This window comes from Bradyrhizobium sp. 930_D9_N1_4, assembly GCF_052076015.1.
GTDB lineage: Bacteria > Pseudomonadota > Alphaproteobacteria > Rhizobiales > Xanthobacteraceae > Bradyrhizobium.
Genome location: NZ_CP197236.1, coordinates 1,384,787 through 1,411,752, shown reverse-complemented (window position 1 = coordinate 1,411,752; position 26,966 = coordinate 1,384,787). Strand labels below are relative to the sequence as shown.

At 65.3% G+C, this 26,966-nt stretch carries 24 protein-coding genes; 15 read left to right on the top strand and 9 right to left on the bottom strand.

Annotation, left to right across the window (positions count from 1 at the left end):
• The first annotated feature begins 185 nt into the window (after window positions 1-185).
• Complete coding sequence (locus AB7532_RS06545) at window positions 186-761, top strand: L,D-transpeptidase (protein WP_441233992.1); 576 nt, start codon at window positions 186-188, stop codon at window positions 759-761.
• Window positions 762-964: 203 nt separating this feature from the next.
• Window positions 965-1,780 carry a DUF2927 domain-containing protein gene (locus AB7532_RS06540; RefSeq protein WP_441233991.1) on the top strand — a complete coding sequence of 272 codons (816 nt, stop codon included), beginning with the start codon at window positions 965-967 and terminating at the stop codon, window positions 1,778-1,780.
• On the opposite strand, the gene AB7532_RS06535 is transcribed toward AB7532_RS06540, so the two are convergent.
• Genes AB7532_RS06535 through AB7532_RS06525 form a run of 3 tightly spaced genes read right to left on the bottom strand, consistent with a single transcriptional unit; the run spans window position 1,740 to window position 4,704 of the window.
• Entirely contained in the window at window positions 1,740-2,924 is a 1,185-nt protein-coding gene (locus AB7532_RS06535; protein WP_441233990.1) for a DSD1 family PLP-dependent enzyme, read from the bottom strand. The two genes, AB7532_RS06540 and AB7532_RS06535, sit on opposite strands and share 41 nt — an antisense overlap.
• Complete coding sequence (locus AB7532_RS06530) at window positions 2,914-3,567, bottom strand: helix-turn-helix transcriptional regulator (protein WP_441233989.1); 654 nt, start codon at window positions 3,565-3,567, stop codon at window positions 2,914-2,916. Before AB7532_RS06530 ends, AB7532_RS06535 begins: the two co-directional genes overlap by 11 nt.
• Before the next feature lie 9 nt (window positions 3,568-3,576).
• Complete coding sequence (locus AB7532_RS06525; protein WP_441233988.1) at window positions 3,577-4,704, bottom strand: threonine synthase; 1,128 nt, start codon at window positions 4,702-4,704, stop codon at window positions 3,577-3,579.
• Window positions 4,705-4,816: 112 nt separating this feature from the next.
• Here AB7532_RS06525 and AB7532_RS06520 point away from each other — a divergent pair, with 112 nt between their 5' ends.
• The 4 genes from AB7532_RS06520 (at window position 4,817) to upp (ending at window position 8,979) form a co-directional block, all read left to right on the top strand.
• Window positions 4,817-5,452, top strand: a complete 636-nt coding sequence (locus tag AB7532_RS06520) for a VOC family protein (RefSeq protein WP_441233987.1) — start codon at window positions 4,817-4,819, stop codon at window positions 5,450-5,452.
• 259 nt (window positions 5,453-5,711) lie between these two features.
• Window positions 5,712-6,968 carry a GTP cyclohydrolase II gene (locus AB7532_RS06515; protein ID WP_441233986.1) on the top strand — a complete coding sequence of 419 codons (1,257 nt, stop codon included), beginning with the start codon at window positions 5,712-5,714 and terminating at the stop codon, window positions 6,966-6,968.
• 7 nt (window positions 6,969-6,975) lie between these two features.
• Window positions 6,976-8,214, top strand: a complete 1,239-nt coding sequence (locus AB7532_RS06510) for a URC4/urg3 family protein (RefSeq protein WP_441233985.1) — start codon at window positions 6,976-6,978, stop codon at window positions 8,212-8,214.
• A gap of 135 nt (window positions 8,215-8,349) precedes the next feature.
• Window positions 8,350-8,979: a uracil phosphoribosyltransferase gene (upp, locus tag AB7532_RS06505; protein ID WP_441233984.1), complete on the top strand. Its 630-nt coding sequence runs from the start codon at window positions 8,350-8,352 to the stop codon at window positions 8,977-8,979.
• 195 nt (window positions 8,980-9,174) lie between these two features.
• Here the strand turns inward: upp and AB7532_RS06500 are convergent, their stop codons facing one another.
• Window positions 9,175-10,284 (bottom strand): M48 family metallopeptidase, encoded by a 1,110-nt coding sequence (locus tag AB7532_RS06500; protein ID WP_441233983.1) that lies wholly within the window; start codon window positions 10,282-10,284, stop codon window positions 9,175-9,177.
• A gap of 3 nt (window positions 10,285-10,287) precedes the next feature.
• Complete coding sequence (locus AB7532_RS06495) at window positions 10,288-11,433, bottom strand: YjgN family protein (RefSeq protein WP_441239200.1); 1,146 nt, start codon at window positions 11,431-11,433, stop codon at window positions 10,288-10,290.
• A gap of 472 nt (window positions 11,434-11,905) precedes the next feature.
• Here AB7532_RS06495 and AB7532_RS06490 point away from each other — a divergent pair, with 472 nt between their 5' ends.
• Both AB7532_RS06490 and AB7532_RS06485 read left to right on the top strand, forming a co-directional pair.
• Entirely contained in the window at window positions 11,906-13,171 is a 1,266-nt protein-coding gene (locus tag AB7532_RS06490) for a cytochrome P450 (RefSeq protein WP_441233982.1), read from the top strand.
• Between the two features lie 180 nt (window positions 13,172-13,351).
• Window positions 13,352-14,626 carry a cytochrome P450 gene (locus tag AB7532_RS06485; RefSeq protein ID WP_441233981.1) on the top strand — a complete coding sequence of 425 codons (1,275 nt, stop codon included), beginning with the start codon at window positions 13,352-13,354 and terminating at the stop codon, window positions 14,624-14,626.
• Window positions 14,627-15,039: 413 nt separating this feature from the next.
• Here the strand turns inward: AB7532_RS06485 and AB7532_RS06480 are convergent, their stop codons facing one another.
• Entirely contained in the window at window positions 15,040-15,960 is a 921-nt protein-coding gene (locus AB7532_RS06480) for a LysR substrate-binding domain-containing protein (protein ID WP_247503677.1), read from the bottom strand.
• A gap of 125 nt (window positions 15,961-16,085) precedes the next feature.
• Between AB7532_RS06480 and AB7532_RS06475 the strand changes: the two genes are divergently transcribed.
• The 4 genes from AB7532_RS06475 (at window position 16,086) to mdlC (ending at window position 21,003) form a co-directional block, all read left to right on the top strand.
• Window positions 16,086-17,255 (top strand): acyl-CoA dehydrogenase family protein, encoded by a 1,170-nt coding sequence (locus AB7532_RS06475; RefSeq protein ID WP_441233980.1) that lies wholly within the window; start codon window positions 16,086-16,088, stop codon window positions 17,253-17,255.
• Between the two features lie 10 nt (window positions 17,256-17,265).
• Window positions 17,266-18,366: a CaiB/BaiF CoA transferase family protein gene (locus AB7532_RS06470; protein ID WP_441233979.1), complete on the top strand. Its 1,101-nt coding sequence runs from the start codon at window positions 17,266-17,268 to the stop codon at window positions 18,364-18,366.
• A gap of 14 nt (window positions 18,367-18,380) precedes the next feature.
• The gene (locus tag AB7532_RS06465; protein WP_441233978.1) at window positions 18,381-19,232 is read left to right on the top strand and encodes an FAS1-like dehydratase domain-containing protein; all 852 of its coding nucleotides are present in this window, start codon (window positions 18,381-18,383) and stop codon (window positions 19,230-19,232) included.
• A gap of 148 nt (window positions 19,233-19,380) precedes the next feature.
• Window positions 19,381-21,003: a benzoylformate decarboxylase gene (mdlC, locus tag AB7532_RS06460; protein ID WP_441233977.1), complete on the top strand. Its 1,623-nt coding sequence runs from the start codon at window positions 19,381-19,383 to the stop codon at window positions 21,001-21,003.
• Window positions 21,004-21,177: 174 nt separating this feature from the next.
• On the opposite strand, the gene AB7532_RS06455 is transcribed toward mdlC, so the two are convergent.
• Window positions 21,178-21,954 (bottom strand): SDR family NAD(P)-dependent oxidoreductase, encoded by a 777-nt coding sequence (locus AB7532_RS06455; RefSeq protein WP_441233976.1) that lies wholly within the window; start codon window positions 21,952-21,954, stop codon window positions 21,178-21,180.
• 75 nt (window positions 21,955-22,029) lie between these two features.
• On the opposite strand from AB7532_RS06455, the gene AB7532_RS06450 reads away from it, so the two are divergent.
• Window positions 22,030-22,491, top strand: coding sequence for a MarR family winged helix-turn-helix transcriptional regulator (locus tag AB7532_RS06450; RefSeq protein WP_441233975.1), 462 nt, complete (start codon window positions 22,030-22,032; stop codon window positions 22,489-22,491).
• Window positions 22,492-22,630: 139 nt separating this feature from the next.
• Here the strand turns inward: AB7532_RS06450 and AB7532_RS06445 are convergent, their stop codons facing one another.
• Window positions 22,631-23,425, bottom strand: coding sequence for an SDR family oxidoreductase (locus AB7532_RS06445; RefSeq protein ID WP_441233974.1), 795 nt, complete (start codon window positions 23,423-23,425; stop codon window positions 22,631-22,633).
• 77 nt (window positions 23,426-23,502) lie between these two features.
• On the bottom strand, window positions 23,503-24,198 hold the full coding sequence (gene trhA / locus AB7532_RS06440) for a PAQR family membrane homeostasis protein TrhA (RefSeq protein WP_441233973.1): 696 nt from the start codon (window positions 24,196-24,198) through the stop codon (window positions 23,503-23,505).
• 180 nt (window positions 24,199-24,378) lie between these two features.
• On the opposite strand from trhA, the gene AB7532_RS06435 reads away from it, so the two are divergent.
• On the top strand, window positions 24,379-25,848 hold the full coding sequence (locus tag AB7532_RS06435) for a YcjX family protein (protein WP_441233972.1): 1,470 nt from the start codon (window positions 24,379-24,381) through the stop codon (window positions 25,846-25,848).
• Window positions 25,845-26,873: a YcjF family protein gene (locus AB7532_RS06430; RefSeq protein WP_441233971.1), complete on the top strand. Its 1,029-nt coding sequence runs from the start codon at window positions 25,845-25,847 to the stop codon at window positions 26,871-26,873. The genes AB7532_RS06435 and AB7532_RS06430 overlap by 4 nt, the downstream gene beginning before the upstream one ends.
• Window positions 26,874-26,966: the final 93 nt, after the last annotated feature.

The following is a 26,966-nucleotide window of genomic DNA, read 5'->3' as shown; positions in this document are numbered from 1 at the left end:
GCCGGCATCGCTGCCCTGCCCCGCGGCGCGATGGTTTGGCTAATGCTTTTCGGCAAAATGGCGGTGTTGCCGATTTGGTAACGCCGTCCGTTAAGGATGACCTGCTTCACGGGGCCGTGGCTTGCGAAATGCCCGCAAATATGGCCTTTGGCTTGCGTTGAATCGATTTTTTGCTGGGGGAAACAATGATCCGGTTTTTTGCCGCACCGATGGCCGCCATCGCACTGCTGACGGCCATGGCCAGCGGCGCGCTCGCCGAGGAATTCGACTCGCGCGACATCATGGGCGGCGGCCCGAACTTCTTCCGCTCGGGCGCGAACCCGGTCCCCCGCAGCACCGTCATGTACAACGGCAATTACGCCCCCGGCACGATCGTGGTGAACACCAGCGAGCGCCGCTTGTATCTGGTGCTCCAGAACGGTCAGGCGCTGCGCTACGGCATCGGTGTCGGCCGCGACGGCTTCCGCTGGGGCGGGGTGCACAAGATCACCGCCAAGAAGGAATGGCCGGATTGGACGCCGCCGTCGCAGATGCTGGCCCGCCGGCCCGACCTCCCGCGTCACATGAAGGGCGGCGTGGACAATCCGCTCGGCGCACGCGCGATGTATCTGGGCTCGACGCTGTACCGCATCCACGGCTCCAACGAGCCGGAGACGATCGGCCAGGCTGTCTCCTCCGGCTGCTTCCGTATGACCAATGACGACGTCAGCGACCTCTACGGCCGCGTCGGGGTCGGCACCACCGTGGTCGTGCTCAACTAGCATCGCGCGGGCTTTCGTAGGGTGGGCAAAGCGAAGCGTGCCCACCACCTCTCTCCAATCCAGACAGATCGTGGGCACAGCGCTTTTGCGCCTTTGCCCACCCTACGCGTCACGGCACTGTGCTCGAGCGCGGCGGGAACCCGCAGGGCGCGTGAATTTGCGGACTTGTGCGCGCGAGGCGAATACGGCAGCGTCGCGCAACGATGAGTGCATTGAACCCGCCCTCGGCTGCCTTCCGCATCGCCCTGCTGGCGTTCGCCGCGCTCACATGTCTGCCTGACACCGCGCCCATGGCCGTTGCAGGCGAATTGCCTGCGGTCGCCGCGCGCCAGCGCTCGGAAAAGAAGAGCTTTACCGACGGCGAGATCGCCGAGGGTTTTCTGAAGACGGCGTTCGGCGCCGAATATCACCTCGCCGGCCGCGTCGACCGCATCCGCAAATTCGACGGGCCGGTGCGCGTCTACGCCGAGAGCGACCGTGCCGATCGCAAGGCGCAGCTGGCCAGGGTCGTCGCGGACATCGCCAGGCGCGTGCAGCATCTCGACATCGCCATGATCGAGACCAACGAGGCCGCGAACGTCCGGGTGAAGCTGGTGCGCGACCGCGATCTGTTCCGCACCATCTCGAGCTTCTACGGCGCCGAGAAGGCGCGCGAGATCCGCACCTCGCTCGATCCGCAATGCCTGTCCGGCTTCCGCAAGAACGACAATTTCGAGATCGAGCATTCCGACGTCATCCTCACCGTCGACAATGGCGACTTCACCTTCCTCGACTGCGCCTATGAGGAGCTGCTGCAATCGCTCGGGCCCATCAACGACACCGCGAGCGTGCCGTGGACGATGTTCAATGACAACGTCTCGATGGGCTATTTCGACGTCTTCGACCAGTACATCCTCAACCTGCTCTACGATCCCCGCATCAAGCCGGGCATGACGGTGGCCGAGGTCAAGGCGGTGCTGCCCGCCGTGCTCGCCGATGTCAGGACATGGGTGAAGCGGGTGAACGATCTGAAGGAATGAGACTCTCCCAGCCGTTGATGCGCGGCCAGACCGCACTGACGGCGCCGGCACCATCGAGCACGTGATAGCGATCATATTGCGCGCCGGTGGCGCAGGCGTGGTTGGTGAGAATGCGGATGCGCGCGCCGATCGGCAGGTCCGGCAGCCCGGCGTTCGAGCCTTTGCGCAGTGCGACGATGCCGTGCTCCTGGTTGGCATCGGCGACGATGAGATCCGGATAGGGCTGTCCGGCGAGGTCGCAGACCAGACCATAGCCCTGATCGACAGCCTGCTTCGCCGTGCCGCGATCGCGCGAGAGCGCCATCCAGCCGGCATCGACGATGATCCAGCCCTTGGCCTTCTGGTGTCCGATCACGGTGGCGAGCACGGAGAGCGCGATGTCGCCCACGTCAACCGAGCTGACGCCGGCCTGATACAGATCGCCGAACATGAAGACTCCGGCGCGCACTTCGGTGACGCCGGTGAGATCCCGCGCGTAACGCGCGGTCGGCGTCGAGCCGACGCTGACGACGGGACATGGCAGGCCCGCAGCGCGCAAGGCGTTCGCCGCAGTGACGGCGGCGACGCGTTCGGCCTCGGCCGCATCCGCGATGGTCGCCGGATCATTCAGGGCGTAGCTGTCGCCGGCGTGGAGCAGGACGCCGCGCAAGCTCGCGCCGCCCGCAACCAGGCGCCGGCCGATCGCGACCAGCGTTGCCGCATCATCAGGCGCGACGCCGGAGCGGTGGCCGTTCGCATCGATCTCGATCAGCGCGGGAATGGCATCACCGGTACGCGCGGCATGCGCGGCGACGGCATCGGCCTGCTCGATGCTGTCGAGAATGACGGCGAGATCGGAACCGGTGGCGCGGATCGCGGAGACGCGCGCGAGCTTCGCCGGCGCGATGCCGACGGCATAGATCACGTCGCGCACGCCGCCGGCTGCAAAATATTCGGCCTCGCGGAGTGTCGAGACGGTTGCCGGCCCTGCCGGCGAGGTCATCGCGATGCGCGCGACATCGAGCGATTTCGCGGTCTTCAGATGCGGGCGGAAGGCGACGCCGAGCTCGCTGAGATGCGCCTTCATCCGCGCGACATTGGCGCGAAATCGCGCCTCGTCGAGCAGCAGGCAGGGCGTTTCAAGGTCCAAGACGTTAGCGGGCATCGGCATACACCGTGGCGCGCGACACCCCGAGATGGGCCGCGATGATGTCCGAGGAGCGGCGCACCTCCATGCAGCCGGCGTCGCGCAATTCGCGCAGCAGGACGCGGCGATCTTCCGTGTTCAGCGCACGCGGCGTGGTGGCGCGGCGCGCGGCGAACTGGTCGATATGGGCGCGGATGACGTCCGCGCCGACGGGATTGAGCGATTCGCGCGGAGTGTTTTGCGCATCGACACTGACGAACTGGCCGATGGCGCTCTGCAAGCCCTGGAACAGCGTGAGGTCGACGTTGAGGCAAAGCGCTGCGACGTAAGCACCGTCCGCGCCCTTGATGCCGATCGACGTGCTCTTGGCCTGCCTTCCGTCGGCAAAGCTGTTGGCGTAGTTCGAGATCACCTGCGCGTAGTCGGGGTCGGCGATGCGGGCAAGGCCAAGCTCGGTCGCGCCCTGGCCGACCTTGCGGCCCGACAGATTGTTGTGAATGGCGACGATCGCCTGCCGGGGATCGGTGAGATCGTGCAGCACGACCTCGCAGAACGGCGCAAAAGTCTCGCCCAGTCCCTGCGCGATCTGCTGCAACTGATCGAACAGCAGCTTTTGCTCCGCAGTCGCTTTGCTCGATACGGCAGCCTTGCTGCGGCTCATCGCCCGCCCCTACTGCACGAGATCGGCGACGGTGGTGGCCGCCTTGAGGCCCGTGCCGGTGAGCACCGCGACCGTGGTCTCGTTCGCCTTGATGGCACCCGCAGCCGAGAGTTTTTCCAGGGCCGCCGCCGCACTGGCGCTGGTCGGCTCGGCAAACAACCCCTGACGGGCAAGACGCCGCAGGGCGACGGCGATCTCATCCTCGGTGAGTGCAACGGTGCCGCCGCCGCTCTCGCGCAAGGCCGCGATGATCTCGCGCAGGCGCAGCGGGTTCTTGATCGCGGTGCCCTCGGCGATGGTCTTGCTCACCTCACGCGCGACCGGCGTATCGACACCGGCCTGAAAACTCGCATCGATCGGCGAGCAGTTGAGCGGCTGCGCCGCGAACAGACGCGGCAGCTTTGCGATCTGGCCGGCTTTCAAAAGCTCGCGGAAGCCGAAGGCGCAGCCAAGCAGGCTGCTGCCGGCGCCGACGGGGACGATGACGTTGTCGGGCGCGCGAAAACCAAAATCTTCCCAGATTTCATAGGCGAGCGATTTGGTGCCTTCGAGAAAGAAGGGCTGCCAATTATGGCTGGCGTAAAACGTCTGGCTCGACTGGCGGATCGCTTCCGCTTCGGACTCTTCGCGGGGTCCTTCGACGAGCTGCACCGTCGCGCCATAGGCGCGCACTTGCGCGATCTTGGCCGGCGACGTCGCGGCAGGCGCGAGAATTTTCACGCGCATGCGGCCTGCAGCGCCCAGCCCCGCCATCGACGAGCCGCCATTGCCGGAGGAGTCTTCCAGAATGGCGTCGACACCGATCTGACGCAGGAACGACAGCATCACCGCGGAGCCGCGGTCCTTGAAGCTGCCGGTCGGGTTGAACCATTCGAGCTTGAAGAACGGCCGCAAATCGCCCCAACCCTGCTGCACCAGCGGCGTGCAGCCTTCGCCGAGCGTGATCGGATTTTTGATGTCGACCGGCAGCGCGGCCCGGTAGCGCCAGAGCGATCGCGTGCGGCTGTCGATGTCGTCGCGCGAGATCCCCGCCCCGGGCGTCACCAGAAGCGGCGTCCGCTCGTCCGAGCACCAGCGCGGCTGGTCCAGCGGATAGAGCTTTCCATTGCGGGGATCGATGTAGCTGGCGCTGGCCATAACGTACTCCGGGGACAAAAGCCGATGTGAACAATATGTCTGAAAATAGACAATCTGTCCAGACTATCGTTTGCAGGACGTGGAAGCTGCCGACGCGTGCTAGACGCTGGCCATGCTTCGTCTCGATCACATCACCGTCGCCGCGAACGACCTTGCCGAAGGCGTCGCCTATGTCGAGCGCGCGCTCGGCATTGCGCCGCCGGCGGGCGGGGCGCATCCGTTGATGGGGACACATAATCATCTGCTGCGGCTGAGCGAGACGAGTTTCCTCGAAGTCATCGCACCGAACCCACAGGCCCCAGCGCCAGATCGGCCGCGCTGGTTCGCAATGGACGATCCGCGCACGCATGCGATGCTCGCTTCTTCGCCGCGGCTCATGACGTGGGTTGCAAACACGCCGGACATCAAAGCCGCGCTTGCTGAGATCCCCCGTGCCGCCAAGCCGGCGATCACGGTGACGCGCGGCCATCTCGAATGGCTGATCTCGGTCCCACCCGATGGCTCGATGCCGTTCGACGGTGCGTTCCCGACAATGATCCAGTGGCCGGACGGACCGCATCCGGCCTCGCGCATGGCCGATCTCGGCTGCTCCCTGGTGGCGTTCGAGATCCGGCACCCCGAGGCCGACACGATCCGATCATCGCTGACGGGGTTTCTGGACGATCCACGGATCCGCTTCAGTCACGATCCCGCGCCCTCGTTCCGAGCAGTGATCCGGACGCCCAGGGGTGACCGCGAATTGGTCTAGGCGCGCGAGGGGCGCCCCTCTTCAAAAATACAAACAATTACATACATATAGCTCACGATGCGACGCCGCACGCCATTTGGGCCGGCAGGCGAATGCTTGTCTGAACGGCATCGGCAGCGGAGGCCTGCGCAGGCACCATTAACTTGTCTGTCGCAGCTCACCGCTACAATATGTTGGATTGAGCTTGCGTCGCCGGTGGCGGCGCGACCGAGCCAGGCCCGTCCGAGCGGCGGGCCGTTGGCTTTTTGGGAGTTTGGTCATGAGCCGCGCGAACCGTACCGACCACATCCGCCTCACCTCTCATCCGGAGCCGGGGCGGAAGGCCGCCTTCCCGATCCATTGGGGCGCCGCGGATGCGCGCGCGCGCGGGCCGATCATCGGCACGGTGTCGCGCGCCGGGGATCGCAACGTGATCGGCAGCCATGGCGGCTCCTACGCGATGTACCGCGCGCTCGCGGTCTCCGCCGGCGCGCTCGATCCGATCAGGCGCCCTGACCTCACCAACACCTTTCCGGCGGCAGCCATCGGCCCGTTCGAGCAATGGCGCGATCCCGCGAAAATCGTCGCGCTCGATCCCTGGGGGCATCTGGTCGCCGAGAATTTCGGCAAGGACATCGCCGAGGGCGTCGATATCCGCCCGAGCATCGCCGTGACGCGCGCGCGGCTCGACCTGCCGGAGATCCGCGAGGCGCTGGCGGCAAAACGGTTGCGCGCCGACGGCGAGGTCGTGCACGCCAATGGCAGCGTCTCGGTGGTGAAGATCGCGATCGATCCGGTGTGGTATTTGCCCGGTCTTGCCGAGCGCTTTGCCACCAACGAAACCGAGCTGCGGCGCACCCTGTTCGAGCAGACCGCCGGCATGTTCCCCGAACTGGTGACGCGGCCGGACTTGAAGGTGTTCCTGCCGCCGATCGGCGGCACCACCGTGTACATGTTCGGCGACGTGACAAAACTGCCGGACCATCGCACCAAGATCACCTGCCGCGTGCATGACGAGTGCAACGGCTCCGACGTGTTCGGCTCCGACATCTGCACCTGCCGGCCGTATCTCATCCACGGCATCGAGGAATCCGCGCGCGGCGCGCAGGAGGGCGGGCTCGGGCTCGTCATCTACAACCGCAAGGAAGGCCGCGCGCTCGGCGAAGTCACGAAATTCCTGGTCTACAACGCGCGCAAGCGCCAGGAGGACGGCGATGCCGCCGCGGCCTATTTCGAGCGGACCGAATGCGTCGCCGGCGTCCAGGACGCGCGCTTCCAGCAATTGATGCCGGATACGATCCACTGGCTCGGGCTGAAGCGCATCGACCGTTTTCTGTCGATGAGCGACATGAAGCATGACGCACTGACCTCGCAGGGCATCGACATCGTCGAGCGCGTGCCGATCCCGCTGGAGCTCATTCCCGCCGACGCCCATGTCGAGATCGCGGCCAAGAAAGCTGCCGGCTACTACTCGACCGACATCGCGCCCGAGAAGGACGTGGATGGCGTGGTCGGGCGTTCGTTGGAAAAATACTGATCGATTGATGACGGACGCTTTGGAACGACAGGCGCGCTCGCTGCTCTCCGCACATGCGGTTCGTGCGCGTGCCGGAAAGATGCTCGAGCTCGGTCTTGCCGGCGGCTTGAGCCACTTCACGGTCGATCTCGATCGCATGGACGGCGTTGCGGAGGCCGTGCTCGCGGTGACGCGAAAGGCCTATCCGACGCTGGAGATCCCTTTCCACGCGCGCTGGCGGCACTTTGTGCTTGGCGGCGTCGACCGCTGGGCGAGGCTTGCCGGCGCTGCGTCGTGGACCGATCGTGCGGCGCGCGCGCGGGCGGAATTCGATCTCGCCATCGTCAGCGTGCTGCTCGATGCCGGCGCAGGCGCCGCGTGGCGATACCGCGACGCAGTGACGGGTGAAAGCATCGGCAGGTCGGAGGGGCTTGCGATTGCAAGCCTCGACATGTTCGCAAGCGGGCTGTTTTCGCGCGATGCGAGCGCACCGTGCAAAGCGGACGCAGATGTTCTTGCAAAGCTGCCGCTCGCCGCGCTCACATCCGCGTTTCAGGTGAGCGATGCCAACCCGCTGCTCGGGCTCGAGGGGCGCACCGATCTGCTGCGGCGCCTGGGCAGGCTGGTTGCCGAACGGCCGGAGATTTTCGGTTTGCACGATACGCAGCGGCCGGGCGGCTTGTTCGACCACATCGCGGCGCAGGCGAAGGACGGCGTGCTTCCCGCGCCCGCTATTCTGTCCGCGGTGCTGAACCAGCTTGGACCGATCTGGCCATCACGGCTTGAGCTGTCAGGCATTCCGCTCGGCGATTGCTGGCGCCACCCGGCGATCAAGGCGGATGACGCAACGGCCGGCCTCGTCCCCCTGCACAAGCTGTCGCAATGGCTGAGCTACTCGCTGATCGAGCCGCTGCAGCGCGCCGGCTTCGACGTCACCGACATCGACGGCCTGACCGGGCTTGCCGAATACCGCAACGGCGGATTGTTCGTCGATCATGACGTCTTGCGCCTGCGCGATCCCGCGGATGCCGAGCGTGCGCATGCGGTGGATTCGCTGCTTGTCGTGGAGTGGCGCGCGCTCACGGTGGCCCTGCTGGATCGGCTCGCCGAACGGGTTCGCGCAAAACTCGGCCGCACGCCGGAGTCCTTGCCGCTTGCGAGCATTCTGGAAGGCGGCAGCTGGGCCGCCGGCCGCGCCATTGCGTTTGCGCGCCGGCCCGACGGTTCGCCGCCGCTCAAGGTGATCAGCGACGGTACTGTGTTTTAGAGTATGGCAGACATTTGCCACCACGCGCGTCATTGCGAGCGCAGCGAAGCAATCCAGAATCTTTCCGCGTCGGGACTCTGGATTGCTTCGCTGCGCTCGCAATGACGGCTCGATAGATTTCAGGAGTATCCGATCATGGAAGGCGTCACGATCGTCGATCATCCGCTGGTGCAGCACAAGCTGACGCTGGTGCGGGACAAGTCCATCTCGACAAAGTCGTTCCGCGAGCTGATCAAGGAGATCGGCATGCTCCTGTGCTACGAGGTGACTCGCGACCTGCCGCTCACCGATACCGTGATCGAGACGCCGCTGGCGACGATGCACTCGGCCAAGATCGCCGGCAAGAAGCTGGTGTTCGTGCCGATGCTGCGCGCCGGCACCACCTTCGTCGACGGCATGATGGACCTGGTGCCGACCGCGCGCGTCGCGCATATCGGGCTCTACCGCGAGCCTCACAGTTTTGCGGCGGTCGAGTATTTCTTCAAATCGCCATCCGATCTCGGCGAGCGCCTCGCGATCGTGGTGACCCCCGTGGTCGCGACCGCCAACACGGCGGTCGCTGCGATCGACCGGCTGAAGGAGCGCGGCGCGAAAGACATCCGCCTCGCCTGCCTGATCGCAGCGCCTGAGGGACTGGAGCGGTTGCGCGGATTGCACCCCGATGTGCCGATCTGGACGGCCGCGGTCGATGAAGGCCTCGACGAGAACGGCTTTATTATCCCGGGCCTTGGCGACGCCGGCGACCGCGCCTACGGGACGCGGTAGTTCAGAGCAGGATGCCGTTAGGTTCGCTCGGCTAGCAGTGGCTCACCTCTCCCGCTTGCGGGAGAGGTCGGCGCATAGCGCCGGGTGAGGGTTCTTTCCTCTGGGGGAGTGTCCCATTGCGGAAGCACCCCCACCCCAGCCCTCCCCCGCAAGCGGGAGAGGGAGCGCACCTCCGTCGTCGCCGCGATCGAGCCTTCAGATCTTCCCGCTGCCGCAAATCAGCTTCAGCGACTGCCACTCCTTGTCCGTCAGCAGCGGCGGGCCGCTGGCGGGGCGGTCTTCTTTCGTCATGCGCGCGAGGCGATCCTCCGTGAGCGGATGGCTCGCCAGGATCGACGTGAGGCCGCCGCCTTCCTTGCCGGTGATGCGGAACATCAGCTCGGCCGCGGGCTTCGGCGAGCGGCCAAGCTTGTGCATGATCTCGATCGCGAACGTGTCGGCGGCGGTCTCGGCCTCGCGCGAATAGGACGCTTCGACCACGCTGCGCGAGGCAAAGATCACGGCGGAGGATCCCGTGACGTCGCCGAACAGCAGGCCGATCAGGAACGAGGTGCCGCCGTTGTAGATCAGGCCGCGCATGTTGTCGTGATGCTTGAGATGGCCGAGCTCGTGGGCGAGGATGCCCGCGATCTCGTCCGGATTCTCCGCCTTGTCCAGCAGGCCTTTCAGCAAATAGACCTTGCCGCCGGGCAGCGCGAACGCATTCGGCACCGCGGTCGGAAGCACGCCGGCCGTCATGGAATCGTCGTCGAGGCCGGCGGCATCCCGCAGGCGGTTGACGAGCTTTGTGAACGCGGCTTTGCCCGCGGGATCTTCGCACACATTGCGGCCGAAGATGGTTTTCACCTGGACTTCGGAGGCATCGCCGATGCGCCGTTCGATCGGCTTGGGCACCAGCGGCGCGAGCCGGTCGGCCGCGAGCGGAACGCCGAACAGCACGACGCAGACAATGGACACGGCGGCCGCCACCGACCATCCGACGATTTTTGCGACCCCGCGGCCCGAGGTCTGGTGTTCGTCGAGCCGCATGCAGCGGACGCTCACGTCCGCGGCCACCACGGCATCACGGATTTCGAGCCGCGCCAAAGGCGGCGCGGATTTCGAGGCCAGGCGCAACACGCCGGCCGGACTGTCGGCGCGGCGGATGTCGGCCCAGGTCCAGCGAACCGGCGCCTCGCCCCCTTCGAGGATCTCGAGCGCATCACCGAACGTCAGCGTCACCTGCCGCCTGCGGCTCGACACGCCGTCGAAGAAGATCGTCGGCTTTGCGGACTGCGCCGGGGCCTCGGTGGACAACTCGCTCACGACTCAGAATCCTGCAACGTCAAGCCCATCGGCAAAACCTTCGCCGAGCGCACTGGCAAGCTCGCCGCTGCCGCGCACGTCTGCCGCAGCGCCGATATTGTGCACCTCGACGGTTTCCAGCACCTTGGCCCAGAGATCGCGCTGGAGATAGACGCGCATCACGATGTTGATGGCAAGGGCCACAGCGAAATAGCCAATCACCGTCATCACCAGCACCGGGATGCTCTTGCCGGCACTGCCGGGGCCGAAGACCTCGTCAACCGGAACGCCACTGAGCTGGACGATGAGCAAGGCCGCACCACCCATATAGGCGGCGAAGACGGTCGAGAGCAGCATCCACCAGCCGATCACCTTCCAGTACAGGCCGTAGAATGCGTCATGCGGCAGTTGCGAGGACAGGCTGACGCCGCCGATGCGGATGCCGTCGAGCCACCAGCGCCATTCACGCGCCTTGAACTCGGCGTAGATGAACGGAGCAGCCGGGAAGAACAACAGCGCGAGCGGCGTAAGAAGCCACAGCCACCAGCCGCGCTTGAAGAAGGTCCAGCCGTCGGCTTCGAAATCGCCGTGCAAATCGCCGTAATGCGTGTGCCGCATCTTGTAGCGTTCGAGCGAAGCCTCGCGCCACGGCAGCGCCAGGCCGAGTGTCAGGAACACCAGCAGCCCCCACGCCATGGCGCGGAACGAATAGGCCCAGCCTGAGCCGTCCATCCAGAACCGCACGCCGCGCCAGACCGTCCGGGTCAGCCGATACCGCCGCGCGCGAAAGATCGCGAACTGGCCGAAGGCGTAGAAGCTGATGAACAGCGGCGTCGAGGCGAAGCCCTGCCAGCGCTCGAACTCGATACCGATGAGGAAATAAGCGAGGTAGATCGGCACCAGGATCGCGAGCGCGAACAGGAAGCCGATCAGCAGCTCCTTGGCCCGGCCGGTATATTCGGCGGCGTCGCCGTCGATCGCGGTGTTCGACCACAGATGACGGCGGATGTCGGTGACCAGCCAGAACCGGTAGAAGCCGAAGGTGACGAGCTCCAGCATGGCACCCTTGGTGACCATTTTGCGGAATTCGGTGCGATTGCCGGTGAAATCGACCCGCGTCGGAGGCAGCGGCGGCGGGAGCGGTTCAGACCCGATCGGGGTCCATTGCATGTCGTTCACGGTGGCAACCTCGGGATGCGGACCTGTTACGGTCAAACTATAGATCAGAGATTGGTCGATCCCCAAGATGGGCGGGTTCGATTTCGGGCGATTTCTGGCATGATTCCGGGGGCAAAGACGTGCGGGAGATCACGCTTCGAGCCTGGTAGCCCGGATGGAGCGCAAGCGTCATCCGGGGCAGCGTCGATGGCGTCTCCGTCGTCATGCCCGGGCTTGTCCCGGGCATCCACGGACTGTGGGGCCGCAGGCAAGAACGTGGATGGCCGGGACAGGCCCGGCCATGACGGAGCGGCGGATCACGCTGACAGTTTCGTAGCCCCGTTGGCTCCCATCCGGGTGACGCATCTGTCTTGTGGCAAAACTGTCGCTTGCTCCGGCGCAGACAACGGGTTGTAATTGCAGATCAAATACCGCAGCGCAGAATTCATAAAAACGCGCGCGGGGAATGTCAGGGAGAGCGGTCATGCATGGGACCATCGAGAGCGCGGCAAAGCTCGACGCATTGCGCGAGCGCGCAACGACATTGCCGCTGGAACAGTTCGATCCGGGCGACCCTGAGCTGTTCAGGACCGATACGTTCTGGCCCTATTTCGATCGCCTGCGCCGCGAGGATCCCGTGCATTATTGCAAGGACTCGATGTTCGGGCCGTACTGGTCGGTGACACGCTACAACGACATCATGGAGATCGAGACCAACCATTCGGTGTTCTCCTCGGCCTCCTCGCTCGGCGGCATCACCATCCGCGACATCGATCCGGATTTGCGTCGCGAGAGCTTCATCTCGATGGACCCGCCGCGCCATGCCGCGCAGCGCAAGACCGTGGCGCCGATGTTCACGCCGACGCATCTGGACAATCTCGCCCTCAACATCCGCCAGCGCTCGGCGGAGTGTCTCGACAACCTCCCCCGCGGCGAAGTGTTCGACTGGGTCGACCAGGTCTCGATCGAGCTCACCACGCAGATGCTCGCGGTGCTGTTCGACTTCCCATGGGAGGACCGCCGCAAGCTGACGCGCTGGTCGGATATCGCCACCACCATTCCCGGTCCTGACGGCGTGGTCGCAACCGAAGACGAGCGCCAGGCCGAACTTGCCGAATGCGCCGGCTATTTCGCGCGGTTGTGGAAGGAACGTATCGAACAGCCGCCGAAGAGCGACCTGCTTTCGATGATGGCGCACGGCCCTGCCACACGCGACATGGACGCCAGGAACTTCCTCGGCAATCTCATCCTTTTGATCGTCGGCGGCAACGACACCACCCGCAACACCATGTCGGGCGCGATCCATGCGCTGAGCCAGCATCCGGAGCAATATCGCAAGCTGCGCGAAAATCCCGCCCTGATCGACAGCTTCGTGCCGGAGGTGATCCGCTGGCAGACGCCGCTCGCGCATATGCGGCGCACCGCGCTTGCCGATCTCGAGTTCCGCGGCAAGCAGATCAAGAAAGGTGACAAAGTCGTGATGTGGTACGTCTCGGGCAACCGCGACGAAGACGCGATCGAAAAGCCCTACGAATTCATCATCGACCGCGCCCGCCCGCGCACGCATATCTCGTTCGGCTTCGGCATCCACCGCTGCGTCGGCCTGCGGCTTGCTGAACTCCAGCTCAAGATAATTTGGGAGGAGATTCTCAAGCGTTTCGACCATATTGAGGTGGTCGGCGAACCGAAGCGGGTCTATTCGAGTTTCGTAAAGGGTCTTGAAACCTTGCCGGTGAAGATCACGGCCTGAGTTAACTCCCTCGCCCCGTTCTTACGGGGAGAGGGTTGGGGTGAGGGGCTCTATCCGCGAACACGGTGAGTGCCGAATCGCGGAGAGTGCCCCACACCCGGAATTCAAGCAAAGCTTGAATTCCGACCTCTCCCCGCAAGCGGGGCGAGGTGAAGATAGAGAAACACTGGAGCTATTACCATGAACATCCAAGCGCCGGTTAAAGTGGACAAGGCCGAACGCATGCGCAGGGCCCGCGAGGAGGCCTATGCGACGCCGCTTTCGCAATTCCACCCCGGTGCGCCCCGGTTGTTCCAGGACGACACGCTGTGGCCGTGGTTCGAGCGGCTGCGCAAGGAAGAGCCGGTGCACTACTGCACCAACGCGCCGATCGAGCCATATTGGTCGGTGGTGAAATACAACGACATCATGCATGTCGACACCAGTCACGGCGTCTTTTCGTCGGACTCGACGCTCGGCGGCATCGGCATCCGCGACGTGCCGCAGGGCTATGACTGGCCGAGCTTCATCGCGATGGACCAGCCCAAGCACTCCACGCAGCGCAAGACGGTGTCGCCGATGTTCACGCCGGCGCATCTGGACGAGCTCGCAAAACTGATCCGCCAGCGCTCGCAGACCGTGCTCGACAATCTGCCGCGCAACGAGACCTTCAATTTCGTCGAGCGCGTCTCGATCGAGCTGACGACGCAGATGCTGGCGACCCTGTTCGATTTCCCCTGGGAGGAGCGGCGCAAGCTGACGCGCTGGTCGGATGTCGCGACCGCGCTGCCCAAGAGCGGCATCGTCGCCTCCGCCGAAGAGCGCCGCCGCGAGATGGACGAGTGCTACGCCTACATGTCGAAGCTGTGGAACGAGCGCGTCAACTCCGCGCCGCGCAACGATCTGTTGTCGCTGATGGCGCACAACGACGCCACGCGCTTCATGGACCCCGACAACCTCATGGGCAACATCATCCTGCTCATCGTCGGCGGCAACGACACCACGCGCAACACCATGAGCGGCTCCGTGCTGGCGCTGAGCGAAAATCCGGACCAGTTCGACAGACTGCGCGCCAATCCCGAGCTGATCGATTCCATGGTGCCGGAAGTGATCCGCTGGCAGACGCCGCTGGCGCATATGCGCCGCACCGCGCTTGCCGACACCGAGATCGGCGGCAAGCACATCAAGAAGGGCGACCGCGTCGTGATGTGGTACGTCTCGGGCAACCGCGACGACGAGATGTTCGAGCAACCGAACGATTTCATCATCGACCGCCCGCGGCCGCGCACGCATCTCTCCTTCGGCTTCGGCATCCACCGCTGCGTCGGCATGCGCCTGGCCGAGCTGCAACTGAAGATCGTCTGGGAAGAGATGCTGAAGCGGTTCGACCGGATCGAGGTGGTCGGCGAACCCAAGCGGATCTATTCGAGCTTCATCAAGGGATATGAATCGCTGCCGGTGAGAATTCCGGGGTAGGATTCCATCCGCCGTCGCAGGCTCTCTCCTCCGTCACTGCGAGGAGCCCTTGCGACGAAGCAATCCAGACTGTCACCGTGGAGGGATTCCTGGATTGCTTCGCTGCGCTCGCAATGACGAGGTTTTGGCGGCAGGTGCGCGTCACATTCGCGGCGACGAGCAAGCGGCCTCCTCAAGCTCCGCTGTCATGCCCCGCGAAGGCGGGGCATCCAGTACGCTGCGGCTTCTCGACTCAAGCACTGCGGCCTCTGGAATACTGGATTGCCCGCTTTCGCGGGCAATGACACCTAGCGTGAGGCCAAGAGCGCACGCCCCTCACACCTCATCCACCCCAGCTATAAAATTTCGGCATGACAGGTCGCACCAGATGCGAAGGCACGATGGCGCGCGACTGTTCTACGACACGGCTGCATCTAACTCAACTTGATGTCCCACACGCCTTCCTTGCGGCAGGCGGCGACTTCCTCGCGCAAGAGTGTCGTGACGGCGAGCGACGCCGTCGAGGCCGGACGATCGATCGGAGAGGCGAAAATGAGCTCGCGCGTCATCGGCTTCGAGACGACAGCGGTTTCCAGCCGCCCGTCCGCGACCTCGCCGTGGACCGAGGACGGCGGCAGCAGCGCAAAGCCGAGGCCTTCCTCGACCAGGCTGGTCAGCACGCGAAACGAATCCGCCTCGAGCTGGACGTTGAGCTTGATCTTGCGTTGGGCTGCCGCATGCTCGATCAGCGCGCGGAGGCCGTGGGAATGAGAGGGCAGCACCAGCCGCTGCCGCAGCAGCCAGCCGATATCGACGTTCTTCTTGCGCGCGAGACCGCAGCCGCGCGGGCCGACCGCAACAATGTTGTCGCGTCCCAGGCTCTGCACATTGAGATGCAGATCGGCGGAACGGCCGTAAAGGATGGCGAGATCCATCTCGCCGCGATGCAGCCATTCGACGATATGGCCGCTGTAGCTTTCGACGATGCGCAGCGAGATGCCCGGATATTTTTCGACGCACCGCCGCGCGAAACGCGCCGACAGCACGCAGCTCACGGTCGGAACCAGGCCGAGCACGACCTGGCCGGACGGCGGCCCTTTCGCCGACTGGATGTCGTCGCGGATCTGGTCGAGTTGCCGCACGATGCCGGAGGTGCGCGCCAGCAGCAGGTGCCCGGCCTCGGTCAGCACCATGCCGCGGCCGTTGCGTGTGAACAATTCGACGCGCAGTTCGTGTTCCAGCAGCTTGATCTGCCGGCTCAGCGCCGGCTGCGCCACGCGCAACGTGTCGGAAGCCTTGCTCAGACTGCCGAGCTCAGCCACGCAACTGAAGGTCCTGAGCTGCCGGAAATCCATGCTTGCCAATCCTCGAAGGCTACTTCATACGCTATAGCAAATGAGCATAGGGGGCTGGCGATGTTTTCACAACGCCAGAGGGTCGGCCGGCGTTATCTTAACGGACGCTCAATACGGGAAACGCCATGAGTGAAGAACACCACACCGAAGATTACGCCGACATCCGCGAAGCCGTCGCAAAGCTCTGCGCGCAGTTTCCCGGCGAATACTGGCGCAAGCTCGATCGCGAGATGGCCTACCCCAAGGCCTTCGTCGACGCACTGACGCAGGCCGGCTATCTCTCGGTGCTGATCCCCGAGGAATATGGCGGCGCGGGCCTGAAGCTTTCGGCCGCAGCGGCCATCCTCGAAGAGATCCAGCGCGCCGGCTGCAATGGCGGCGGCTGTCATGCCCAGATGTACACGATGGGCACCGTGCTGCGGCACGGCAATGACGAGCAGAAGGCGAAGTACCTGCCGAAGATCGCGAGCGGCGAATTGCGGCTTCAGGCCTTCGGCGTCACCGAGCCGACCAGCGGCACCGACACCTCTTCGCTGAAGACCTTTGCGCGCAAGGAAGGCAACGACAGCTACATCGTCAACGGCCAGAAAATCTGGACCAGCCGCGCCGAGCATTCCGATTTGATGGTGCTGCTGGCGCGCACCACGCCGAAGGATCAGGTCAAGAAGCGCACCGACGGCCTGTCGGTGTTCATCGTCGACATGCGCGAGGCCAAGAACAACGGCCTCGAGATCCGCCCGATCCGCACCATGATGAACCACGCCACCACCGAAGTGTTCTTTACCGACATGAAGGTGCCGGCCGAGAATCTGATCGGCGAGGAAGGCAAGGGCTTTCGCTACATCCTCTCCGGCATGAACGCCGAGCGCATTTTGATCGCCGCCGAATGCGTCGGCGACGCCAAGTGGTTCATCGCGAAGGCGACGAACTACGCCAAGGAGCGCAGCGTTTTCGGCCGGCCGATCGGCCAGAACCAGGGCATCCAGTTCCCGATCGCAAAGGCCTACGCCGCGATGCGCGCGGCTGAATTGATGGTGAAGGAAGCCACGCGCAAATATGAGGCCGGGCTCGACTGCGGCGCCGAGGCCAACATGGCCAAGATGCTGGCGGCGGACGCGTCCTGGGAAGCGGCGAACGCCTGCATCCAGACCCATGGCGGCTTCGGCTTCGCCGAGGAATACGACGTCGAGCGCAAATTCCGCGAGACGCGGCTCTATCAAGTGGCGCCGATCTCGACCAACCTCGTGCTCTCCTTTGTCGCCGAGCACGTGCTCGGCATGCCCCGCTCGTATTGAGGCAGCAGCCATGGGAGCATTGGACGGGATCAGGGTGATTGCGGTCGAGCAGGCGGTCGCGGCGCCGTTCTGTTCCTCGCGTCTGGCGGATGCCGGCGCGGAGGTGATCAAGATCGAGCGGCCCGAGGGCGACTTCGCCCGCGGCTATGACGCTGCAGCAAAAGGCCAGAGCAGCTATTTCGTGTGGCTCAACCGCGGCAAGCAGTCCGCCGTGGTCGATCTCGCGACCAAGGAAGGATGCGCCGAGCTCGAGAAGCTGATCGCGAGCGCCGACGTGCTGATCCAGAACTTGAAGCCGGGCTCAATGGACAAGCTCGGCTTTTCGCGCGAGCGGCTGCTGAAGGACTATCCGAAGCTAATCTCGTGCACGATCACCGGCTATGGCGATGACGGCCCCTACGCGCACCGCAAGGCCTATGACCTGCTAATCCAGGCCGAGAGCGGGCTCGCGTCCATCACCGGCAACCCCGATGGCGCCTCGCGCGTCGGCATGTCGATCGTGGACGTTGCGACCGGCGCCACGGCACACGCCGCGATTCTGGAAGCATTGATCGGCCGCGGTCGCACCGGCGAGGGCGCGGACATCCGCATCTCCATGTTCGACGTGATGGCGGACTGGTGCACCGTGCCGCTGCTCAACTCCGAAGCCGGCAACCCGCCGAAGCGCATGGGCCTGCGCCATCCCTCGATCGCGCCCTATGGCGTGTTCACCTCGAGCGACGGCAAGGACATCCTGATCTCGATCCAGAGCGAGCGCGAGTGGAAGACGCTGTGCGCGAAAGTGATCGATCAGCCCGAGCTGCCTGCCGATGCGCGCGTTGCCAACATGGTCGAGCGCGTGCGCAACCGCGACTTCACCGACACGACCGTGGCGGACGCCTTCGGCAAGATGACGCGCGACGAGCTGCTCAAGCGGCTGTCGGACGCCGACATCGCCTTCGCCGAGGTCAATACCATGGCCGACCTCACCAACCATCCGCATCTGCGCCGCATCGAGGTCGACACGCCGCAGGGACGCGTCAGCTATCCCGCACCGGCGCCGATCATCGTCGGCGAAACCCGTGCCTACGGCGCGGTGCCCGCGATCGGCGAAAAGCCCCAGAAGAAGTAATGGAGCGAGGCGTCATGACCGAGAAGCTCGACATCGATCATTTGCGGCAATGGATCGGCCGCAGCACGGAGGCGACCGACATCGTCACGGCGCAGCTCGTCATGGGCCTGCGCGCGACGCTATTCCAGGAGGTCGGCGACCCCAGGAAGGGTGACACCGCACCGTTCACGGTGCATTGGTGCCTGGCGCAGCCGGTGTTTCCGATGTCGATGCTCGGGCCCGACGGCCACCCCACCCGCGGCGGTTTCCTGCCGCCGGTGCCGCTGCCGCGCCGGATGTGGGCCGGCGGCGAGATCGAGTTTTTGCAGCCGCTGCAGGTCGGCGATGAATCGACGCGGACCTCGCGCATCGCCGATGTGCAGGTCAAGACCGGCTCGACCGGCACGCTGTGCTTCGTCTCGGTCGAGCACAGCATCTCCAGCCCGCGCGGTATCGCCATCCGCGAGCGGCAGGACATCGTCTATCGCGAGATGACGAGCAACGCACCGGCTGGCGCAAAGGCCCCGCCTCCGCCGCCGAAGGCGCAGCATCGCGAGACCCATGTGTCCGATCCCGTGCTGCTGTTTCGTTATTCCGCGCTGACCTTCAACGGCCACCGCATCCACTACGACCGCGACTACGTCACCAAGGTCGAGGGCTATCCGGGCCTGATCTTCCACGGTCCGTTGCAGGCCGCGCTGATCATCGAGATGGCCGCGAAGCTGCACGGCGGCAAGGCGCCGAAGAAGTTTACCTATCGCGGATTGCAGCCGCTGTTCGAGGGCACGGAATTCTCCATCAATGCCAACGAGACCGAGGTGGGCATGGAGCTGTGGACCGCGAATGCCGAGGGGCAGCCGACGATGAAGGGCACGGCGGTGTGGTGAGGCACCGCTGCCTCGCCACCGTCATTGCGAGCGAAGCGAAGCAATCCAGAATCCCTCCGAGGAGGTAGTCTGGATTGCTTCGTCGCTTCGCTCCTCGCAATGACGGGGTGGGGCTGCTACCCTCGATAAACAACAGGGGACGGAAACCATGTCCAAGAACGGCAAGACCGGCAGCAAATCCGTCACCGTGAAGCAGGCGACGCTCGACCTGCTGCGCTCGTTCGGCATCAAAAAAGTGTTCGGCAATCCCGGCTCGACCGAGCTGCCGTTCCTGAGCGACTGGCCCGACGACATCGACTACGTGCTGGCGTTGCAGGAAGCCTCCGCCGTCGGCATGGCCGACGGCTACGCGCAGGCGACGCGGAATGCGGGCTTCGTCAATCTCCATTCGGCGGCCGGCGTCGGCAACGCGCTCGGCAACATCTACACCGCGCATCGCAACCAGACGCCGCTGGTGATCACCGCGGGCCAGCAGGCGCGCTCGATCCTGCCGCTGCAGGCATTCCTCTATGCCGAGCGCGCCTCCGAATTCCCGCGGCCTTATGTGAAGTACAGCGTGGAGCCGGCGCGGCCCGAGGACGTGCCGGCCGCGATCGCGCGCGCCTATTACACCGCAATGCAGGCGCCGTGCGGGCCGACCTTCGTATCGATCCCGATCGACGACTGGGCACATGCCTGTGCGCCGGTCGAAGCGCGCAAGGTCAGCCGCGAGATCGGTCCCGAGGCCGACGCGATGAAGGCGCTGGTTGCCGCGCTCGGCTCTGCAAAACACCCTGCCCTCGTCGTCGGCCCCGGAATCGATCGCGCGGGCGCGGTCGATTTGATGGTGCGGGTCGCCGAGAAGGCCAAGGCCAGCGTCTGGGTCAGCCCGTTCTCGGCGCGCTGCTCGTTCCCCGAGCGGCATCCGCAATTCGCAGGCTTCCTGCATGCCTCGCCGGCGCAGCTCTCCGACGCGCTGCGCGAGCACGACGTTGTCGTCGTCATCGGCGCGCCGGTGTTCACCTTCCACGTCGAGGGCCACGCCGCGATCTTCGACGGCGGCGCGACGATCTTCCAGATCACGGACGATCCGGACGCAGCCGCGGTCACGCCGGTCGGCACCAGCATCGTCGCCACCATGAAGCCGGCGCTGAGCCTGCTGCTCGACATGCTCCCCGAGAGCAAGCGCGCCACGCCAAAGGGCCGCACGCTGCCGCCGGCGCCGCAAGCGGGCGATCCTCTGCCGGTCGAATTCCTGCTGCATTCGCTGTCACAGGCGATGCCCGATGGCGCGTCGCTGGTCGAGGAAGTGCCCTCGCACCGCCCGGCGATGCAGAAGTTTCTGCCGATGCGCGGCCAGGACAGTTTCTACACCATGGCGAGCGGCGGCCTCGGCTATTCGCTCCCCGCCGCCGTCGGCATGGCGCTCGGCAAGCCGAACAGCCGCACGGTGTGCCTGATCGGCGACGGCTCGGCGATGTATTCGATCCAGGCGCTGTGGACCGCGGCGCAGCGCAAGCTGCCGATGACCATCGTCGTCATCAACAATTCCGGCTATGGCGCGATGCGCTCGTTCAGCCAGGTGATGCAGGTGCGGAACGTGCCGGGGCTGGAGCTGCCCGGGATCGATTTCGTCAAGCTTGCAGAAGGCATGGGCTGCCATGCGGTGCGGGTGAGCAAGGCGGGCGAACTGGGCGAGGCGCTGAAGCGCGGGATGGCGCACGAGGGCACGAGCCTCGTCGAGGTCGTCGTGGATTCGGCGGTGCCGGTGCTGTACGGGCAGAAGCATTAGGGGCGCGCGGCATACCCACATCGTCGTCCCGGCGGAGGCCGGGACCCATAGCCACAGGGAGAAGTTTGACGAAGGCTCGTGGTGGGCAGCTTCGCGCCGCGATTCCTCCCTGGGGTTATGGGTCCCCGCCTTCGCGGGGACGACACTGAATATTTGGCGCGACCGCTCCACACATCACGAAGCCAGAAATCCCCCATCCGCCGCGAGCACATGCCCGACGATATAGGATGACGCATCCGACGACAGCCACACCACGGCTTCCGCCACCTCCTCCGGGCTCCCCATCCGCCGCAGCGGCAGGCCTGCGCTGACGGTCGCGATATCGCCGACGCCGGCGCGCAGCATCATGTCGGTGATGACGCGGCCGGGCGCGACGGCGTTGATGCGGATGCCGCGCGGGGCGTTCTCCATCGCTGCCGAGCGGGTCAGCGAGATCGCGGCCGCCTTGGAGGCCGAGTAGAGCGAGAAGCCGGGATTGGGATTGCGCACGCCGCTGACGGAGGCGTTGACGACGATACTGCCGCGCCCCTGTGCGAGCATCGCCGGCAATTGATGGCGCAGGCACAGGAACAGCGCGCGGACATTGGTGTCGAACACGCTGTCGTAGATGTCCATGCCCTGCTCTTCGAGCGGCGCGCGGCGCTCCTGGAAGCCGGCATTGTTGAAGGCGACGTCGAGCCGGCCGCAATGCGCGACGGCGGTGCGAACGAGGCGCGCGACGTCGTCCTCGCGCGTGATGTCGGTCTTGAGCGGGATGGCCTCCACGCCGAGCTCTCGGCATGAAGCGGCGGCAGCCTCGATCTCGGCTTCGCGCCGGCCCGCGACGATGATCGCGTCCGCGCCCTCGGCCGCCATCCGCAGAACCGTGGCACGGCCGATGCCACTGCCGCCGCCCGTGACGAGGCAGACCTTGCCTCTCATCCGCATCCCGGCCGGCTCGGTCCCGCTCATGGCTCACTCCAAAACGCTTGCGCGCGTCGCTGCGCACATATAGTTGTATGGTACAACTATATGCCGGGAGTCAAGATGGCCGCGCTTTCGCTGATCGACGACATCCGGGCTGCCTCGCGCCTGATGGTGCGGGAGCTCGGCTTCATGGATTCGACGGTGGCCGCATCCGACTATCCGCCGTCGGCCGTGCACACGATCCTGGAGATCGGCATCCGCGGGCCCATGAGTTCAGGCGAGCTCGGCAACTTCCTGCGGCTGGAAAAATCCAGCGTCAGCCGCCTGGTGCGCAAGCTGATCGATTGCGGCGAGCTCCGGGAAACGCCGGACGAGGCGGATGCGCGCAGCAAGAGGCTGTCACTGACGGCGAAGGGCCGGCGCACCATGGAGGCGCTGCATGCGTTCGGGCGGCAGCAGGTGAGCGGCGCGCTGGCGGCGTTGACGGCGGCGGAGCAGCGCACCGTGCGCGAGGGGATGATGCTGTATGCGCGGGCGCTGCGGGAGAGCCGGGGTGAGGATGAGGGGGAGACGGCTGCGTAGCCACACTCTCGGTGTCATCGCCCGCGAAGGCGGGCGATCCAGTACGCCGAGACAGCAGTGTTTGAATCGACGGGCTGCGGCGTACTGGATGCCCCGCCTTCGCGGGGCATGACAGGATCATTTGTAGCGACAGCGTCGGTCACTTCCCGAAATCCTCACGCATCTTCGCCTGGATCTTGGCCATGCCGCCGATCCAGCGGTCGTAATTCTCGGTCTTCTTGCGCATGTAGCCGAGCACCTGCGCATGCGGCAGGATCAGGAAGGTTTCCTGATCGAGGCCGGCGAGCACGTCTTTCGCGACCTGCTCCGGCGTGAGATCGCCGTCGCCGGATTGCGGGCCCTTGGGGATCGAGCGCAGCATGTTGGTGTCGACGCCCTGCGGGCAGAGGATCGAGACCTTGATGTTATCAGCCTTGTGCGAGATCGCGAGGTTCTCGGCAAAGCCGACCGCGGCGTGCTTGGTGGTCGAATAGGCCGGGCTGCCGACCTGCGACAGCAGGCCCGCGGCCGAGATGGTGTTGAGGAAATAGCCGCCGCCGCGCGTCTTCATGCGGGGGATGAGATGCCGCGCGGCATAGACATGCGCCATGACATGGATCGCCCAGCTGCGCTGCCACGGCTCGTCGGAGGCGCCGCCGGCATTGACCGACATCGGATCGAAACCGCCGCCGATGCCGGCATTGGAGCAGAACAGGGCGATGGGGCCGAACTGCTTCTCGGTCTCCTCGATGACGTGCAAGATATCTTTCTCTTGCGCGACGTCGCATTTGAAGGCGGCGCCATCAACCGTAGCAGCCACGGCCCTTGCGTTGGCAGCGTCCATATCCGCGACGACGACCTTGGCGGCACCCGCCTTGTGGAAGGCCTCGCACAGCGCCTTGCCGATGCCGTTTGCGCCGCCCGTGACGACCACGACCTTGCCGGTCACCTGCATGCGACGTCTCCTCTTGTCTTGGACCGCTCTTGGACCGCTTTTAGACCGCTGCGCTTATTCCGCGCCGCGGTTCCTGCTCAGCTCAACACGAGGTCGAGCACCGCGGTATAATGGCATGCCGCGCCGGCCAAGACAAAGCCGTGCCAGATCGCATTCTGGAAGCGCAGCCGCCGCCAGGCGTGAAAGATCACGCCGAAGCTGTAGAGCAGCCCGCCGGCAAGGATGAAGCCCAGCACCAACCCGGGCAGCGCCTTGACCACGGGTCCGTAGAGCATCACGCCGCTCCAGCCCATCGCCAGATAAATGCCGATCGCGACGCGGTCGAACCGACCGGGATAGCGAAGCTTCAGCACGATGCCCAGGATCGCGACGCACCAGACGCAGACGAGCAGCGCCAGCGCGAACACGCTGTCCTTCAGCTCCAGGATGAACGGCGTGTAGGTCGCCGCGATCAGCAGATAGATCGCGGAATGGTCGAAGCGGCGCAGCAGCCATTTGACCGGCGAGACCGGCCAGAGATTATAGGTCGCCGACAGCACCAGCATCGAGAGCAGGCCCGCGACATAGATCGAGACACCGACGATGTCGGTGGCGTCGGCGTAGACCACTGCCAGCACCACGAGCACCGTCGCGGCAATGATGCCGAAGAGAACGCCGATAGCATGGATGATTCCGTCGGCGATCAGTTCGGCGCGATCGTAGTACCAGCCGATCGCGTCGGCGCCAGCATGGACGGAATCGGATGCGAGTTGTTTCAATCTGAAGACGGTCATGGCAATCCGCAAGGCAAATACAAGGCCACTCTTTTATGGGTCTCAAGAGACCGCCGCGTCGTTCAATCGGCTGATTTGCAGACAATGGCGGTGGAAGTATGAAGCTTGATTTTTCTCGCGCAATTGCCACTTTTGTGAACGGCTTCACTGTTCCGCCCGCCCGGGATCAATCACGTTCAGATGGCATTCAGTTTTCAGGATATGGTCGAGGAGGCGCGCCTGTCGGCCCGGGCGCTGATCGACTATGGCGAGCACTTCTTCAACCCGACGGTGCGGCTCGGCGTCACCGGCCTGTCGCGGGCCGGTAAGACCGTATTCATCACTGCGCTGATCCATGGCCTCACCCGGGGCGGCCGGTTTCCGGTGTTCGAGGCCTATGCCTCGGGCCGGATCGCGCGGGCGCATCTGGCGCCGCAGCCCGACGATGCCGTGCCGCGCTTTGCCTATGAGACCCATCTGCGCGCGCTGGTCGAGGAACGGCTTTGGCCGAATTCGACGGTCGACATCAGCGAGCTGCGCCTCGTCATCGACTATCAGCGCCCGAACGGCGCCGACCGTACGCTGACGCTCGACATCGTCGATTATCCCGGCGAATGGCTGCTCGATCTGCCGCTGCTGCAAAAGAGCTATGAGCAATGGTCGGCGGAGAGCCTTGCCTTATCCCGCGAGGCGCCGCGTGCGCATCTGGCTGCCGACTGGCACGCGCATCTCGCAACGCTCAAGCCCGAGGCGAGCCAGGACGAGCAAGCAACGCTCACGGCCGCAAAACTCTTCAGGGGCTATTTGCAAGCCTGTCGCGACGAACGCTTTGCGATGAGCCTGCTGCCGCCCGGCCGCTTCCTGATGCCCGGCAATCTCGCCGACACGCCGGCCCTGACCTTCGCGCCGCTCGACGTCCCCGTCGGCGGCCAGGCGCCGGAGGGATCGCTGTGGGCGATGATGGTTCGCCGGTTCGAGGCCTACAAGGACGTGGTGGTGCGGCCGTTCTTCCGTGACCATTTTGCGCGGCTCGATCGCCAGATCGTGCTGGCCGATGCGCTCGCCGCATTCAACGCCGGGCCCGAGGCGCTGCACGATCTCGAAGCCGCGCTCGCCGGCATTCTGGATTGCTTCAACATCGGCCGCAGCACGATCCTCACCAGCCTGTTCCGACCGCGCATCGACCGCATCCTGTTCGCGGCGACGAAGGCGGACCATCTGCATCATTCCAGCCACGACCGGCTTGAGGCAGTGCTGCGCCGCGCGGTGTCCCGGGCGGCTGCGCGTGCGGAAACGACCGGCGCAGAGATCGACGTCGTCGCGCTCGCCGCGGTGCGCGCGACACGCGAAGCGCAGGTCGCGCATGGCCGCAACAAATTGCCGTCGATCCTGGGAACCCCTGCCGCAGGCGAAAGCGCCGGCGGCGAGTTCTTCGATGGCAACACGGAGGTCGCAACCTTTCCGGGCGATTTGCCTGTAGATCCGGAGCCGCTGTTCAACGGCACGAACGCGTTCCGCGGCCTCTCGACGGAGGCCGCCGAGAAGAGCGACTTTCGCTTCCTGCGCTTCCGCCCGCCCAAGCTCGAGCGTGAGGGAACGGAAGAGCCCGCGCTGCCACACATCCGCCTCGACCGTGCCTTGCAGTTCCTGATCGGAGACAAGCTCGCATGAACGACCGATCCCAGCCGCGGCGGCCGGCGACGTTCCGGCTCGACGATCCCGGCGTCGTCGTCACCGAAGCCGACGAGATCAGCCGGCTTGGCCGCGCCACGATCCAGATCACGCCGGAGCACGATCCGCAGGCGCTGCCGGTGCCGATCGAAGCCGCGATGCCTGCGCGACGCGGCTTTCCCTGGGGCACGCTGTTCTGGTCCGGGCTTGCCGGGCTGACGCTGCTCGGCACCGGGCTCGGCGTGGTCCATCTGATCGAGGATCTGTTCGCGCGTAGCGAAACGTTCGGTTACATTGGTCTTGCGTTCGCGTTCGTCACTGCGCTTGCGCTTGCAGTCGTGATCGGCCGCGAGGCGTTTGGCCTGGCGCGCCTTGCGACGATCGAAAAGCTGCATGCCCGCGCGGCCGCCGTGCTTGCCAGCGACGATCGCAAGGAGAGCCGCATCATCGTGCAGGACCTGCTCAAGATCGCGCACCAGAACCCGCAGCTCGCGCGCGCCCGCGCCACGCTGGAGAGCCACACCGGCGAGATCATCGACGGCGCCGACATGATCAAGCTCGCCGAGCGCGAACTGATGTCGCCGCTCGATGCGGAGGCGCGCCGGCTGGTGTCGTCGGCCGCGCAAAAAGTCTCGATCGTGACCGCGGTCTCCCCGCGCGCCGCGATCGACGTGATGTTCGTGTTCGTCGCCGCGTTGCGCCTGATCCGCCAGCTCGCCTACCTCTACGGCGGCCGCCCCGGCGCACTCGGCATGATCCGCCTGCTCCGCCACGTCATCGCCCATCTCGCCATCACCGGCGGCATGGCCGCCAGCGACAGCCTAGTGCAGCAGATGCTCGGCCATGGGATCGCAGCCAAGCTGTCGCAGCGACTCGGAGAGGGCGTGCTCAACGGGCTGCTGACCGCGCGGCTGGGATTGGCGGCAATCGATGTCACGAGGCCGCTACCGTTCGCGGCGCTGCCGCCGCCGAAGCTGTCGGATCTTGCGACGGATCTGCTGCGGAAGAAGGACGACGAGGCGTAGCGTTCTTTCGCCTCTCCCGCTTGCGGCAGGGTGACCGCATATGGGAACGCTTCCCCTGTGGCCATCCTTCGAGACGCCCGCCGTTGGCGGGCC